The following is a 13851-nucleotide window of genomic DNA, read 5'->3' on the forward strand; positions in this document are numbered from 1 at the left end:
ATTACCGCTCCGCACGGCGTGTTCTCGGGTGCTGTCCGCTCAGGGCGCAACCCCGCCGGTGCGCAGGCGAGGTCACCGGACTGACCGGCCGGAGGGTCGCCCCGTGGAGCTGAGCTGGCTAGAGGACCGCCTGCAGGAACTGCTTGGTGCGTTCGTTGTCGGGGTCGGAGAAGATCTTGTCCGGGTGGCCTTCCTCGATGATCCGGCCACCGTCAAACATCATCACCCGGTCCGACACGTCCTGGGCGAACTGCATTTCGTGCGTGACGATCAGCATCGTGATGTCCGTGGTGGCCGCGACGTCCTGCAGCACGCCCAGCACGTCACCCACCAACTCGGGGTCCAGGGCTGAGGTGACCTCGTCGAGCAAGAGGATCTCGGGGTCCATCGCCAGCGCGCGGGCAATTGCCACGCGCTGCTGCTGACCACCGGAGAGCTGCATCGGGTGCGCGTCGCCGCGGTTTCCCAGGCCCACGCGGTCCAGCAGCTCCTGGGCCTTGGTCTTCGCCTGGTCAGACGACTGCCCGAGCACGTGGATGGGGGCCTCGATGATGTTCTCCAGCACCGTCATGTTGGGGAACAGGTTGAACTGCTGGAAGACCATCCCGATGCGCTTGCGGATCTTGCTGACCTGCTTGGGCTTGAGCGCGACACGCTTGCCGCCGCGCTCTTCATGGGTCAGCGGCTGCCCATCCACATAGATGTATCCGTCGGTGAGGTCCTCAAGCGTCATCAACAGCCGCAGGATTGTCGTCTTGCCCGATCCGGAGGGCCCGATGAGAGTCACGCGGTCACCGCGCCCGATCTGGAAGTTGAGGCCCTGCAGGACCGTGGTTTCACCGAACTTCTTGACCACCTCCTGGAACTGGACGCGGGGAGTGCCACCGTTCGACTCATAGGCGGGGTCAGCGGAAGGGGTCTGGTCAGTAGGCAAGTTTCTTCTCCAACTTTCGCATGAGAACCGCGGTGGGATAGCTGGCCACCAAGAAGAGCAGACCGGCCACCGTGAACGCCTCGGTGTAGGTGAAGTGCTGACCACCGAACTGACGGGCGGCCGTCACCATCTCCACCACCGAGATGAAGATCAGGAACGGGGTGTCCTTGAACATGGCGATGGCCCAGTTGCCCAGCGACGGCAAGGTGTTGCGGATGGCCTGGGGCAGGATGACAGCACGCCACGTCCGACTTGCCGGCAGCGAGAGCGCCGTGGCGGCCTCCCACTGCCCGGACCGGATCGACTCGATGCCGGCGCGGTAGGACTCGGCCATGTAGGTCGAGTAGTGCACGCCGAAGACCAGCACGCCGACTGTCAAGCCACTGAGGGAGTTGAAGGCGTAGTAGACGAGCAGGAGATGCACCGGCAGCGGCGTGAGCCGGATGAAGTCCAGCACGAAGGCCAGCGGTACAGACAAGAATGACGGCAGTTGGCGCACCAGGATGGCCCAGGCCAGGCCGAGCGCCGCAGCGATCACGGAGCCCAGGACGGTGACGACCAGGGTGATCTTGATGAACTGCTCGAGCAGGACCGGGAAGGCCTCGAGGAAGAGATCTAACTCAAACATCAGTTGTCAGGCTCCTCTCGGTCTCGGTCGGGATCCCGTTTCGTGCCGAGACCACCCCCGACGCCGGTCGAGCCATCGGCCGCGACAGCACCAGCGAGCACCTGGTCCGTGTCCTTGCGCGCCTGGCGGATCGCGTAGTCACCGAGACCGAGCTTGCGCTGGGCGCGACGTTCCATGAGCCGCATGATGGTCGAGACCACCAGGGCGATGACGTAGTAGATCAGCAGGACCGCGACAAAGGCGGGCCAGGTGCCGACCTGTCGACGGAGCTGGTCGGACTCGAAGGTGAGGTCGCTGAGCAGCACCAGACCCACGACGGCAGTGCCCTTGATCAGCATCACCGTCAGGTTGTTGAAGCCGGGAAGCATGAGGGCCCAGGCCTGGGGCCAGATGACCCGGCGCATCTTGGTGGTCCAGGGCATCGACAGTGCCGTGGTGGTCTCCCACTGTCCCTTGGGCACTGCGTTCAGGGATCCGCGGACCACCTCTGCGCCGTACGCGCCGTAGTTCAGGCCAAGCCCAACGATGGCGGCCCACGTCGAGCCCAGGTCCACACCGGTCAGGGTCGGGATGGCGTAGAAGATGAAGAACAGCTGCACCACCAACGAGGTGCCTCGGAAGAACTCCACGATGACTCGGGAGATCACCTGCAGCCACCCCGGCCCCTGGTGCCCGGCGACGCCGAGCAGCACGGCGACGATGACCATCAGCACCGCCCCGCCGGCGAAAGAGATCAGGGTGGCCTGCAGGCCTTCCTCGAGCAGTCGCGGCAGGGCAGTGGTGAGGCCCTCAAGGAACTCACTCACGGGCGAGAGGGTCAGCCGTCGGTGGAGTCAGCGGAGTCGTCGCCGCCACCCTCTGCGGCCTTGTTGGCAGCCTCCAGGTCACCGTCACACAGCATCTGGGCGGTCAGACCCTCCGGAGGACGCTCAGCGTCGGTGAAGCCAAATTCGCCGACGAGCTCGACGAAGCGATCCTCGTCGCCGACGATCTTGGCCAACTCCTCGTTGTAGGCCTCCAGCAGCTCGGTGTCCTCCGGACGGAAGACGGTCGAGCCGCCGCTAATCTGAGCCAGGCCATCGACCTCGGCCACGAAGCCACCCGTGGTCTCGATGCCTGCGTCAGGGTTTTCCTCGGCCATGATCGACAAGGTGATGTTCGTCAGCGCGAACGCGTCGGCACGGCCATTGGCGACAGCATCCATGCCGTCCTGCGCAGAGTTGACGGTCATCGTGCCATCAATGCCGATCTCGCCGGCGAAGCCCTGCTCGATAGCACCCGACTGCACTGCCAGCGTGGCGTCGCTGCCCTCGAAGCTGCTGAAGTCCGTCAGACCCATGGGGTTGCCCTCCGGCACCATCAAGGTGCTGGTGTACATGATCGTCGGCTCGGCAAACGCAGCCTTCGCGCATCGGTCCGGCAGGATCGACATGCCGGAGGAGACGGCGTCGTACTCGCCCTTGTTGAGACCGGGGATCTGAGCGTCCCACTCGACGAGCTGGCCCTCAACGTTGTCGATGCCGAGCTCCTTGAAAATCGCCTCGTCGATCGCCATGACCGCGCCCGTCAACTCACCCTCATCGTTCTCGTAGCTGTAGGGAATCTCACCGGCATAGGCGATCTTGATGGTGCCCGACTCTTGGGCGTTCTCCAGGGTGTTGCCGTCTCCGCCGTCGTCGCCACCACAGGCTGCGAGCGTGAGGGCGCCAATGGTCAGCGCTGCCGCGAGGGTCCCCTTGCGGGTCCTGGAACTGGTCATATCTTCGGTCCTTTCGATTGGACGAGGTGTATGTCGCTCGGGCGCCACGGGTGCACACGAAACGACGTCCCCTCTTCTGGGACTTTGGGAATCGCCCTCCAACGTAGGGAAGTGCCCAGCCGACCACAACCGGTCGAACGCCTCGCTCGCGCACCTGAGGGCGTGAAAAGCGCCCGGCCTAACCCGTCTGACCTGCGCAGATGTCGTCGCACACCGCGCTTTGTCGATTGTCAACAATTGGTCAATCGTTATCGGTCTGCAACCTGATCCGGGCACTAGTCCACGACCACCTCGCCGAGAGGGGCCACCGGGATCACACCGTGAGCAGGCCGATGCCGGCAGCGATGACGCCGAGAGTGAGGCTCAGCGCCCCCAGCCAGACGAGCGCGAAAAGTCCGTTGGGACGCTGCGGGTCGCGACCTGTCACGGACAGGAAGAAGCCCGCTGGCATCAGGATCGCGGCCACCAGGATCAGGTTGGTCAGGCTGCGCCAGATCCCCTCGACCTCGGCCAGGTCGACATAGAGCGTGGCGACCAGGCCGAGGATCACCAGCACGCCGGCGTGCGCGTGCCCGGCTCGAAAGAATGATTTCTGCAGGTCATTGGCCGGCACCTTCGCGGTGACCACCCGCAACAGGAAGGTGCCGCCGTAGGCGATCGCGACCACCGTCAGTAGGACAGTGCCGCCGGTCTGGGTGGCGGTTGAACTCAACATGGCACTCTCCTCGCGTCGGAATCTTTCCAGTGGAAAGACTACCCAGATCCACGACAAATTACCAGTGGTAAATTCGTTGCTATGCGTTATCACCACGGAGACCTCCGTCGGGCCATGCTCGACGCCGCGGCCGAGGCGATCGACCGAGACGGTGTCGACCGGCTCAGCATCCGCGGCCTGGCTCGGGCGACGGAGGTTAGCCACACCGCCTTCCGCCACCACTTCGGCGACCGGCAGGGACTGCTCACGGCCTTGGCGGCCCAGGGTTATGCCGGCATGTCGAGCACCCTGCGTGCGGTCGAGGTCGCCGGATCGGAAGGTTTCCTCGAGGTCGGGGTCGCCTATATCGAGTGGGCACTGGAGCACCCGGCGCACTTCCAGGTGATGTTCCGCCCCGATCTGGCTGACCACGACGACCCGACACTCCGCGAGGCACTGGACGACCTGGCCGGTGCGCTGATGCTCGGCGCAGCGGACTTCGCCGGCCGGGAACAGCCCGGCGACCCGCGGACCAACCCGCTCGCACTGGCCGCCTGGAGCCTCACGCACGGCTTCGTGACCCTGGCCCTGGCCGGCAACCTGCCGACGGGAGACACGCGTGCGGAGCGTGTCGAGATGATCCGCTCGGTCCTGCGCCACCTCGCGGTCCCCTGATGGGCGCACTCCCAGAGTCCCTGACCACAACCTGCGGGAACATGTGCGCGTCGGCGACAACCTGCGAGAACATGTGCGCGGCGACCGGGCTCGATCCTCCTCCACGCGCACATCCGCTCGCAGGTTAGACCGGTCACGACCGTGCCGCACCGGCCATGTTCAGGACGGTCACCCTGATCGCCCAGGGTGCGCGGGGCAGCTCATGCGGCCGCTGCGGCGCGAAACCCACCGAGCACCTTGGCCAGCACCCGCTGCGGGTGGGCCAGGTCCTTCCAGGTGATCCGCACCACGGAGTAGCCGAGGGACCGCAGCGCATCCTCTCTGGCCTTCTCGGCCACGAGCACTTGGCGGTCGGTGTATTTCACGAGCCCGTCGAACTCCACGATCGTTCTCTCGGCCTCGAACAAGAAGTCCACCCTTCCGATGAACTGCCCTGCGTGGTCACGGACCACGGCCTGGAGCACCGGCCTGGGCAGCCCGAGGACATGCAGCAGCCACCGACACCTGGTCTCCCCCGGTGACTCGGAGCCAGGGTCGGCGTGCTCGACCACCGTGCGTGCGTTCGCAGCGCCGTTGCCCAGCCGTCGGGACCCCACCATCCCCTCAAGCTCCTCGCGGGTGACCACTCCGCATCGGAGTGCACAGTCGGCGCTGACCAGGCCCGACTCCACCCCGAAGGTGGCCGCGACCTGCAGCAGCGCGAGCGCCGGACGCACGGCACGCATCGGCGGCCCGACGTCCAGCTGCTGGGAGGCGCTGCCACGATCCTCCGTGCCAGGCGGGGCGGCCCCCGCTCGTCGGACCAGCTCAGGAGCGACCGGGGCATGACACTGGACGAAGCCGTCGGACTGGCCACGGCTTCGTCGGTGCGGACGACGTGGACGCGATCGTCCACTCCGTGCACCGGGATGCGCAGCAGCGCCAGGGCACTGTGGTGGCTGAGGGCCACTGGGCTGTCCGGAGCACCGGCCGGGCCAAGCATCAGGCCGCGTGCCCGGATGACGTGCTTTTCCCACGGTGCGGCCGCCCGCCACACGGCTGGGTCGACGATGACCCCGCGCCGCAGCCGCACGAGGTGGCCATCCTGCGCGAGGCGGCGCAGCTGGAACCGTGAGACCCCGGCCGCGAGGATCTGAGCTGTGGAGGCGACGCCACCCTGGGCTCCCAGGATCGTGCGCACGGTGGGGTTCATGACCACACTGTGCCGCGCGTCGGGGGTCGACGTCCGGAACTATCCACAGGCCTGGCAGCACCGAGTCAATGCCACGTCCCGGCTCGCCCGGCAACCTGCGCGACTATGTGCGCACCGACCGGGATCGTTCTCGGTCACCGCGCACATGATCTCCCAGGTTGGGGAAAACGGTGGGCCGGACGGTCGCGGGCCGGACGGTCGCGGGCCGGACGGCGGCAGGCGGTGGGCCGCAGGCAGCGGGCAGGCCGACGCGCACGCGACAAAGCGGGCCGACCCCAGTGGGACCGACCCGCTCAGCGCATGTTGCTACTCAGACCGGGCACACGTGCCCGGCACCTGAGATCAGAGTGCGGTAGATGCCTTGCGGGAGTCCAGCACCTCATCGATCAGGCCGTACTCCTTGGCCTCAGCCGCGGTCAGGATCTTGTCGCGCTCGATGTCCTTGCGGACCTGCTCGTTGGTCTTGCCCGAGTGCTTGGCCCAGGTCTCCTCGAGCCAGGTGCGCATGCGCAGCACCTCGTTGGCCTGGATCTCGATGTCCGAGGCCTGGCCGTAGTCACCACCGGCCAGTGCCGGCTGGTGGATGAGGACGCGGGCGTTGGGCAGCGCGAACCGCTTGCCCGGGGCACCCGCCGCGAGCAGCACGGCCGCCGCGGAGGCTGCCTGGCCGATCACGAAGGTCTGCACATCGGGCTTGATGTATTGCATGGTGTCGTAGATCGCGGTCAGCGCCGTGAACGAGCCGCCCGGAGAGTTGATGTACATCAGGATGTCCCGGTCAGGGTCCTGGCTCTCCAGCACGATCAGCTGGGCGATGATGTCGCCCGCCGAGGCGTCGTCCACCTGGATGCCCAGGAAGATGATGCGGTCCTCGAACAGCTTGGTGTAGGGGTCCTGGCGCTTGGTGCCGTAGGAGGTGCGCTCCTCGAACTGCGGCAGGATGTAGCGGCTGGACGGTCCTGCCAGGGCCGACCCTCCGGCATACGGCATCTGAGTCATGATTGCTCTCTCTCGTCTCTGGTCGGTCCGGCTCAGGCCTTGGCGCCGGCGTCGTCGGAGCGCTCGTAGACGTGGTCCACGAAGCCGTACTCCTTGGCGGCCTGGGCGGTGAACCACCGGTCGCGGTCGGAGTCCGCCTCGATCTGCTCCACGGTCTGCCCGGTGTGCTCGGCGATCAGCGCAGCCATCTCGCGCTTGGTGTGCAGCATCTGCTCCGCCTGGATCTTGATGTCGCTGGCCGTGCCGCCGATGCCGCCGGAGGGCTGGTGCATCATCACCTTGGCGTGCGGGGTGGCATAACGCTTGCCGGGAGCACCCGCCGAGAGCAGGAACTGTCCCATCGAGGCCGCCAGGCCCATCGCCACGGTGGCCACGTCGTTGGGCACCCACTGCATGGTGTCGTAGATCGCCATGCCGGCGCTGACCGAGCCGCCCGGGGAGTTGATGTAGAGCCAGATGTCCTTCTCGGCATCCTCTGCCGCCAGCAGCAGCAGCTGGGCGCAGATCGCGTTGGCGTTGTCGTCGCGCACATCCGAGCCGAGGAAGATGATCCGTTCCTTGAGGAGGCGGTTGTAGATCTGGTCGTCCAGTCCGGCCACCGGTCGTTCGCTGGCCGCGACGATCTCGCTGTTGCTCACCATCTGCTCCATCTCATCGCTGGGGGTCGCGGCCCTGGCCGCTACCTTCGTCAGTGACCCTAACGCCCGGATCCGACGTGGCACTCCCCCTGGTCGCCCGTGTTCGCCCTGAGCGCAGAACCTGGCGGACGCGAACGCGCGGGCCACCGGAAGATCCGGCAGCCCGCGCGCTGGGTGTCGCTGGGGTAGCTCAGGCCTTGGTGGGGGCCTCGTCAGCGGCCTCGTCGGCCTCCACGTCAACGCTGTCGACCGAGTCCACGCTGTCGACGGAGTCCACACTGTCAACCGAATCCACACTGTCGACCGAGTCAACGGAGTCCACGCTGTCGATTGAGTCCACGCTGTCCGCAGAGGAGGAGTCGTCCTCGTCCTCGTCGCCCTGGCCCGTCTCGATCTCGTTGAGGTCGATGACGTTGCCCTCGGTGTCCTTGACAGTGACGCTCTCGAGCACTGCGGCGAGCGCCTTCCGGCGACCGACCTCGGCCACCATGCCGGGGACCCGGTTCTGGTTGTCCAGCTGCTGGGCGAACTCGTTGGGGTTCATGCCCATCTGCTGCGCGGACATGATGAGGTATTCGACCAGCTCGTTCTGACCGACCTCGATCTCGTCGCGCTCGACGAGGGCGTCCAGCAGCAGCTGGGTGCGCACGGCCTTGGTCGTGCTCTCGGTGACCTCGGCGCGGTGCACGTCGTCCTCCAGGCGACCCTCGTTCTCCAGGTGGCTGTGCACCTCGGCCTCGACGATCGAGTCGGGCACAGGGATCTCGACCTGCTCGAGCATCTGGTCCAGCACCTTGTCGCGGGCCTGGACGCCCTGCTCGAACTTCGCGCCCTGCTCGGACTGCGTGCGCAGGTCCTCCATGAGCTCGTCCATGGTGTCGAACTCAGAGGCGAGCTGGGCGAAGTCGTCGTCGACCTCGGGCAGCTGACGCTCCTTGACCGACTGCAGCACGAGGGTGACCTCGGCGTCCTGCCCGGCCTTGTCGCCACCGGCGAGCGGGGCGGTGAAGGTGACGGTCTCACCAGCGGTGTGGCCGATCAGGGCCTCGTCCATGCCCGGCAGCATCGTGCCGGAGCCGATCTCATAGGAGATGCCCTCGGCGGTGTCGATCTCCTCGCCGTCGATCGTGGCGCTGATGTCGACGGAGCTGAAGTCACCATCCTGCGCGGCGCGCTCCACCCCGACCAGCGTGCCGAAGCGGGCGCGCAGGTTGTCCAGGCGGGTCTGCACGTCGGCCTCGTCGACCGCGACCGGGTCGACCTCGACGGTGATGGTGCTGAAGTCCGGCAGGTCGAACTCGGGGACGACGTCCACCTCGGCCTCGAACTTCAGCTCCTTGCCGTCCTCCATGGGCAGCTCGGTCATGTTGACCTCGGGCTGGCCCAGCGGCTTGACGTTGTGCTCGGCCAGCGCCTGGGCGTAGTACTCACCCATGGCGTCGTTGACGGCCTCCTGCACGACGGCGCCGCGTCCGAAGCGCTGGTCAATGATGCGGTTCGGCACCTTGCCGCGACGGAAGCCCGGGATGTTGACCTGCTGGGCGATCGTCTTGTAGGCCGCATCCATCCGGGGCTGCAGCTCTGCGGAGGTGACCTCCACGCTCAGCTTCACCCGGGTCGGGCTCAGGGTCTCGACAGCACTCTTCACTCTGCGGCACTCCAGAATCTTCGTTGGTGGTTCGGGGGGATCGGTGGTTCGGGATCGGGCGGGTGCGGGACCGGACCGCACCGGCACACCGGTCACCCGGCATACGCACACGATCGACACCGGCACAACGGCAGCCGGACACCCACAGACTGACCCATGGTAATGGGTCGGGGTAGCCGGATTCGAACCGGCGGCCTTCCGCTCCCAAAGCGGACGCGCTACCAAGCTGCGCCATACCCCGCGCTCACCCACACCTGAGGTCGTGTCGACCTCTGCACGGGTGGGCAGTACAGTAGTCCCTCGCTGGCCTCGTTCCACACACGGCCGGCACGCGGGTGTAGCTCAATGGTAGAGCCCCAGTCTTCCAAACTGGCTACGCGAGTTCGATTCTCGTCACCCGCTCCACGCAAGGACTCAGCTCCACCTCACCCTCACTCGGTCGCGCCACATCGGCAGGAACCCGGCTGGATCGGTGACCACGTCGTCGGTCGTGCGGTTCCACAACGTCAGGTAGAGCGCCACGGGCGAACCCTCCAAGCGTGCCTCGGCGACCGGGCCCTGAGTCCGGGCTGGGACAGACGCCCCCACGGTCGCGGCGGTCTCTGCTGTGGCGAGCTCCTTGCGTGAGGTGGTCGCGGCGCCGCCCTGGATCAGAACGGTCCACGCCCGGTGCGACCCTGTGGGCTGGATGGCTACCCGCACCGGGTCGACGCCCTCGAAGCGTGAGGTCCCGCGTGGGATGAACCCGGTGAGCACCTCGTCGATGCCGTCCAGCGCGACGGCATCGGTGATCGTCGTGTCCTCGGGCGTCGGGAACCGACCGAGTCTCGCTGCGAGCGCGTCCACCGCGTGGATCGTCGTCTCGTGGCACTGCCGCCTGGCCCAGAAGAGCCGGGCCGCAGGGGCATCCTTGAGGAAGGTCATGGCCGCCACGTCGTCCGGGACCGACCGGATCGTGGCGATGAGTTCCTCGGCGCCCTCCTGCAACCACGCGACCGGGTCGGCCACCCGCCGGCCCTCAGCATTCCAGTCGGGTGGGTGCGACTCCTCGCCCCTGAGGTTGGCCGCTGCCCAGCGGTGCACCATCCCCTGGTGTGCCAGCAGCGTGCGCGTGGTCCAGCGCGGGCAGGTCGGGACCGCAGCGTCGAGACCGGCAGCCGCGACATGGTCGGCACACACGGCGACGGCGGCGCGCAGCCCAGTTATCTGTTCCTCCACGGACCGGTGCTCCATCGTCCGAGTCTGGCACCGACCACTGACACCTGTCTCAGACCGGTATGGCACCGGTTAGCGTTCCCGAATGACCACTGTGCCTGGAGCCAGCGCCGCCGGCGCTGGGAGGGTCAGCGAACCGGTCGGACATGTCGCCGGGCCAGGACAACACCTTCCTTTCTGGCCTGCAGTGGCCTTCGTGCTCGTGTGGTCCTCGGGCTATATCGCCGGCCCGGCCGCGGTCCGCGCTGCGGCTCCCTTCACGGTGCTGGGCTGGCGCTTCGCCCTGGCTGCCCTCATCGGCACCGCGCTGGCGCTCACCCTGCGTCGCCGCACCCGGATGACGCGCGCCTCGCTCGCCCGGGTCGCGGGCGTGGGTCTGGTGATGAACGCCGTGCAGTTCGGGCTGATGTATGTCGCGTTCGCCCTCGGCCTGAGCGCCACCGTCTCCTCGCTGTTTCACGCCCTGAGCCCGGTGCTCACCGCTCTGCTGGCCGCGGCCCTGCTGCACGAGCGACTGAGCTGGGTGCAGGTGGGTGGGTTCGTGCTGGGAGTCGCCGGCGTGCTGCTCGTCCTGGGCCTGGACCTGGGCCCCGTCGGCGGTCTGGCTGCCGTGACGCTGGGAGCCCTCAGCATGCTGACGCTGAGCCTGGGCACCCTTGGTCAGCGGTGGATCGGCGGTCACCCGGACCTGCTGTGGTCCGCCTGTGTGCAGTTCGCCGTCTCGGCTCCCCCGCTCCTGCTCATCGGACTGCTGGTCGAGGGTCCCTGGCCGGTCACCGACGTCCTGACCACCGCGATCTCCGTGCCCTATCTCGCCGTCGTCAACTCGATCGTCGGGCTGGTCCTGCTGGCCCACCTGGTCGTGCGCGGGGGCTCCGGGGCGGCAGCCAGCCTGTTCTTTCTCTCGCCGCCGGTCACTGCGGTGATGGCGTGGTTCGTGCTGGATGAGACCCTGCGCCCCCACCAGGTCGTCGGTCTGCTGGTTGCGGTCGTCGGAGTGGGCATCGCCACCCATCCGCGCGCCCTCGGTCATAGGCTGAGAGGGTGAGCACCCTGCAGAAGAACACCATCGAGGTGACCGGCACCGGCCAGGCCTCCGGCAGCCCGGACCGTGTCGTGCTCGACCTGAGCATCCGCGTCGAGCGCCCCACCGTGGCCGCCGCGCTGGGGGCGCTGCAGCGGGCGATGTCGGCGGTGCTCGCGGTCGCCGGGGAGTCCGACCGGTCGGCCGCCGCGCCGCGCACGCAGGGGATGAGCGTCTATCCGCAGCACGACTCCCAGGGGCAGCAGGTGATCGGTTACAGCGCCGCGCAGCAGCTGCGGCTCACCTTTGTGGGGACCGACGTGGCCGGCGAGTCGATCACGGCACTGTCCGCCGCGGCCGGTGACGCGCTGGGCATCGACTCGGTCTCGCTGACCGTGTCCGACCCCGCTCCGCTCCTGGACCGGGCCCGGGAGGCCGCGTTCAACGACGCCCAGCACCGCGCGACCCAGTTCGCCCGGTTGGCCGCGCGCCCCCTGGGGACCGTGCTCGCGGTCCGCGACGCCCCTGCGCAGGCCGGGCCCGAGCCACGCATGTTGCGGATGGCCGCGGCCGACGCCACCTCCGGGGGTATGCCGGTCGCACCCGGCGAGCACACCGTCACCGCCTCGGTCACGGTCCGGTGGGAGCTGGCCTGAGCGTCAGCGACAGAGGCGCATCGCGACGAGATCGGCAGCCACACTGCTGACGGCGTCATCACCGGCCACCACGTCCAGGAAGTCGTCCCGGCCCAGCATGAGCAGCGAGGTGTCGGTCAGGGCGGTGACCGTTGCCGTGCGAGGGACGTCGCGGATCAGCCCGATCTCACCAATGACATCGTCGGCCTGCAGCGTGGCCAGCACGAGGCCGTCGTCGCTGACCTCCACCTCCCCGGACTCGATGAGATAGAGGAGGTCGGAGACGCCGCCCTTGGTGAGGATGACGTCGCCGGCCTCGGCGGCGGTGGGCTCGAGCTTGTGCGCGAGCTGCTCTCGCACACCGGGCGACAGTGGTGCAAACAGTGGCGAGCGGGAGAGGAGCTCGAGCCCGCGCGGCTCGCCCAGCCGCTTGTCGAGGTGGGGCACCCGCACCGAGCAGACCAAGGTGACCACCACGCCGACCAGGCCGAGGACGATGACTGCCTGCTCCAGCCCGAGCCAGGAGACGAGCACTGGCGTGATGAACGCGCCGAGCGCCGCAGCACCGATGAACATCGACTCGATCGCGGCAAAGACTCTTGACAGCAACCGGTCTGGCACCAGCCGCGGCGGGATCGTGCCGAAGCCGACGTTGATCAGCGGGTCGCAGAGGCCGATGACGACCAGGGCCAGGACGACGATGAGCAGTCCGGGGACGAGGCCGAGAACGATGAGCGGGATGCACCAGCCGAGCACGCCGATGACCATGAGACGGCCCAGCCGCACCCTCCCGGCGACCATCAGGATGACGAACCCGCCCACGAAGGTCGCGATGCCGAGCACTGCGGACAGCATGCCGACGGCGTTCGGATCGCCCACCATCTCGGCGGCCACGAGCACCAGCAGGACCATCAGGACGCCGGCGAGGACTCCGTTCACAGCCAGCAGCCCGGTCAGGGCGGTCAGGTCGCGATCAGCCAGGATGGCGCGGAACCCACCCACGGACTCCTTCAGGAACGACTCCTCGTCATCGGTGTCCTCATGCTGATCCCCCGCCTCGGACTCCTCCGGGGTGGCCTTGCGGTCCGACGCCACCCGAGAGACCAGCAGCAGCGACCAGAGGAAGCCCACGGCCTGGAGCAGGACGACCGGCACGATGCCGACGAGGCCCAGCAGGATGCCGGCGATGGCCGGCCCGACCCACTGGGCCGTGCTGTCGATGATCTCGGCCGTCGCGTTGGCCGATGTCAGCTGCCTGGGGTTCTCGACCAGCCGCGGCAGCAGCCCGGCCTGGGCGGGCCGGAAGGTCACCCCCACGATCGAGGACACGGTCGCCGGGATCAGGACCGCCCACATCCCGAGATCGAGGACGATGGCCGCGGCGGTGAACACGACGAGCACCGCGCAGATCGCGTCGACGGCGAGCATGTAGGCCCGTCGGGACCACCGGTCCGCGATCGCTCCCCCGATCGGTGCGCCGACGGCACCCAGCAGCGAGCGCACCCCGGCCCAGGTCCCGACCAGGGCAGCACCACCGACGTCATAGGCCCAGACCATGATCGCCATGGCATAGGCCCAGCTGCCGATCTCCGAGCCGACAAAAGCGAGCTGCAAGCGCCGCACGTCACGGTTGCGCCAGACCGTGACGGCGTTTTCCTTCAGCAGCGCCAGGCCGCGCCGGCTGGAACTCTCGGTGGTCGTCGTCACGGGCAGCTCCTTGCCTCGCGCCCCGGCCGACTGTCGGGGTTGGTGACAGTGTGGCCCTTCCTGGCGCGCAGCGGGAGGGGTAGCGTCAAGATGGCCTGAAGGA

15 protein-coding genes, 2 tRNA genes and 1 pseudogene are annotated in these 13851 nt (G+C 67.9%); 5 read left to right on the top strand and 13 right to left on the bottom strand.

Annotation, left to right across the window (positions count from 1 at the left end; all coding sequences use genetic code 11):
• Positions 1-118 precede the first annotated feature (118 nt).
• The 5 genes from ehuA to NF557_RS12555 form a co-directional block, all read right to left on the bottom strand.
• Complete coding sequence (gene ehuA, locus NF557_RS12535; protein ID WP_256855691.1) at positions 119-934, bottom strand: ectoine/hydroxyectoine ABC transporter ATP-binding protein EhuA; 816 nt, start codon at positions 932-934, stop codon at positions 119-121.
• Entirely contained in the window at positions 924-1562 is a 639-nt protein-coding gene (locus NF557_RS12540; RefSeq protein ID WP_252619839.1) for an amino acid ABC transporter permease, read from the bottom strand. Before NF557_RS12540 ends, ehuA begins: the two co-directional genes overlap by 11 nt.
• Entirely contained in the window at positions 1562-2368 is an 807-nt protein-coding gene (locus NF557_RS12545) for an amino acid ABC transporter permease (RefSeq protein WP_252619841.1), read from the bottom strand. The genes NF557_RS12540 and NF557_RS12545 overlap by 1 nt, the downstream gene beginning before the upstream one ends.
• A gap of 11 nt (positions 2369-2379) precedes the next feature.
• The gene (locus tag NF557_RS12550) at positions 2380-3321 is read right to left on the bottom strand and encodes a transporter substrate-binding domain-containing protein (protein ID WP_252619843.1); all 942 of its coding nucleotides are present in this window, start codon (positions 3319-3321) and stop codon (positions 2380-2382) included.
• A gap of 313 nt (positions 3322-3634) precedes the next feature.
• Entirely contained in the window at positions 3635-4036 is a 402-nt protein-coding gene (locus NF557_RS12555) for a hypothetical protein (RefSeq protein WP_252619845.1), read from the bottom strand.
• Between the two features lie 81 nt (positions 4037-4117).
• Between NF557_RS12555 and NF557_RS12560 the strand changes: the two genes are divergently transcribed.
• The gene (locus NF557_RS12560) at positions 4118-4690 is read left to right on the top strand and encodes a TetR/AcrR family transcriptional regulator (RefSeq protein ID WP_252619847.1); all 573 of its coding nucleotides are present in this window, start codon (positions 4118-4120) and stop codon (positions 4688-4690) included.
• Between the two features lie 200 nt (positions 4691-4890).
• Here NF557_RS12560 and NF557_RS12565 read toward each other — a convergent pair whose 3' ends face one another.
• Entirely contained in the window at positions 4891-5415 is a 525-nt protein-coding gene (locus NF557_RS12565) for a DUF559 domain-containing protein (RefSeq protein ID WP_252619849.1), read from the bottom strand.
• A 152-nt stretch (positions 5416-5567) separates the two neighbouring features.
• Here NF557_RS12565 and NF557_RS12570 point away from each other — a divergent pair, with 152 nt between their 5' ends.
• Positions 5568-5804, top strand: a complete 237-nt coding sequence (locus NF557_RS12570; RefSeq protein ID WP_252619851.1) for a hypothetical protein — start codon at positions 5568-5570, stop codon at positions 5802-5804.
• Here the strand turns inward: NF557_RS12570 and NF557_RS17885 are convergent.
• From NF557_RS17885 to NF557_RS12590, 5 genes and pseudogenes are all read right to left on the bottom strand, one after another.
• Positions 5799-5882: pseudogene (locus tag NF557_RS17885) on the bottom strand (hypothetical protein); the annotation flags it as partial. The gene NF557_RS12570 and the pseudogene NF557_RS17885 sit on opposite strands and share 6 nt — an antisense overlap.
• 342 nt (positions 5883-6224) lie before the next feature.
• Positions 6225-6881 (bottom strand): ATP-dependent Clp protease proteolytic subunit, encoded by a 657-nt coding sequence (locus NF557_RS12575; protein WP_252619853.1) that lies wholly within the window; start codon positions 6879-6881, stop codon positions 6225-6227.
• Positions 6882-6913: 32 nt separating this feature from the next.
• Positions 6914-7522, bottom strand: coding sequence for an ATP-dependent Clp protease proteolytic subunit (locus tag NF557_RS12580; protein ID WP_252619855.1), 609 nt, complete (start codon positions 7520-7522; stop codon positions 6914-6916).
• A gap of 187 nt (positions 7523-7709) precedes the next feature.
• On the bottom strand, positions 7710-9167 hold the full coding sequence (gene tig / locus NF557_RS12585) for a trigger factor (protein ID WP_252619857.1): 1458 nt from the start codon (positions 9165-9167) through the stop codon (positions 7710-7712).
• 167 nt (positions 9168-9334) lie between these two features.
• Positions 9335-9408, bottom strand: a tRNA-Pro gene (locus NF557_RS12590).
• A gap of 90 nt (positions 9409-9498) precedes the next feature.
• Between NF557_RS12590 and NF557_RS12595 the strand changes: the two genes are divergently transcribed.
• Positions 9499-9572, top strand: a tRNA-Gly gene (locus tag NF557_RS12595).
• A gap of 9 nt (positions 9573-9581) precedes the next feature.
• On the opposite strand, the gene NF557_RS12600 is transcribed toward NF557_RS12595, so the two are convergent.
• Positions 9582-10400, bottom strand: coding sequence for a maleylpyruvate isomerase N-terminal domain-containing protein (locus NF557_RS12600; protein ID WP_252619859.1), 819 nt, complete (start codon positions 10398-10400; stop codon positions 9582-9584).
• Positions 10401-10467: 67 nt separating this feature from the next.
• Between NF557_RS12600 and NF557_RS12605 the strand changes: the two genes are divergently transcribed.
• Positions 10468-11430, top strand: coding sequence for a DMT family transporter (locus tag NF557_RS12605; RefSeq protein ID WP_252619861.1), 963 nt, complete (start codon positions 10468-10470; stop codon positions 11428-11430).
• Positions 11427-12062, top strand: a complete 636-nt coding sequence (locus NF557_RS12610) for an SIMPL domain-containing protein (RefSeq protein WP_252619863.1) — start codon at positions 11427-11429, stop codon at positions 12060-12062. The genes NF557_RS12605 and NF557_RS12610 overlap by 4 nt, the downstream gene beginning before the upstream one ends.
• 3 nt (positions 12063-12065) lie before the next feature.
• Here the strand turns inward: NF557_RS12610 and NF557_RS12615 are convergent, their stop codons facing one another.
• The gene (locus NF557_RS12615) at positions 12066-13748 is read right to left on the bottom strand and encodes an MFS transporter (RefSeq protein WP_252619865.1); all 1683 of its coding nucleotides are present in this window, start codon (positions 13746-13748) and stop codon (positions 12066-12068) included.
• Positions 13749-13851: the final 103 nt, after the last annotated feature.

Source organism: Ornithinimicrobium cryptoxanthini (assembly GCF_023923205.1).
GTDB lineage: Bacteria > Actinomycetota > Actinomycetes > Actinomycetales > Dermatophilaceae > Ornithinicoccus > Ornithinicoccus cryptoxanthini.

What these genes read in the sequence shown, in the direction of transcription:
- NF557_RS12540 (WP_252619839.1), bottom strand. Translation starts at nt 1,562, where the DNA reads ATGTTTGAGTTAGATCTCTTCCTCGAGGCCTTCCCGGTCCTGCTCGAG.
- NF557_RS12550 (WP_252619843.1), bottom strand. Translation starts at nt 3,321, where the DNA reads ATGACCAGTTCCAGGACCCGCAAGGGGACCCTCGCGGCAGCGCTGACC.
- NF557_RS12555 (WP_252619845.1), bottom strand. Translation starts at nt 4,036, where the DNA reads ATGTTGAGTTCAACCGCCACCCAGACCGGCGGCACTGTCCTACTGACG.
- NF557_RS12560 (WP_252619847.1), top strand. Translation starts at nt 4,118, where the DNA reads ATGCGTTATCACCACGGAGACCTCCGTCGGGCCATGCTCGACGCCGCG.
- NF557_RS12565 (WP_252619849.1), bottom strand. Translation starts at nt 5,415, where the DNA reads ATGCGTGCCGTGCGTCCGGCGCTCGCGCTGCTGCAGGTCGCGGCCACC.
- NF557_RS12575 (WP_252619853.1), bottom strand. Translation starts at nt 6,881, where the DNA reads ATGACTCAGATGCCGTATGCCGGAGGGTCGGCCCTGGCAGGACCGTCC.
- NF557_RS12580 (WP_252619855.1), bottom strand. Translation starts at nt 7,522, where the DNA reads ATGGTGAGCAACAGCGAGATCGTCGCGGCCAGCGAACGACCGGTGGCC.
- NF557_RS12600 (WP_252619859.1), bottom strand. Translation starts at nt 10,400, where the DNA reads ATGGAGCACCGGTCCGTGGAGGAACAGATAACTGGGCTGCGCGCCGCC.
- NF557_RS12605 (WP_252619861.1), top strand. Translation starts at nt 10,468, where the DNA reads ATGACCACTGTGCCTGGAGCCAGCGCCGCCGGCGCTGGGAGGGTCAGC.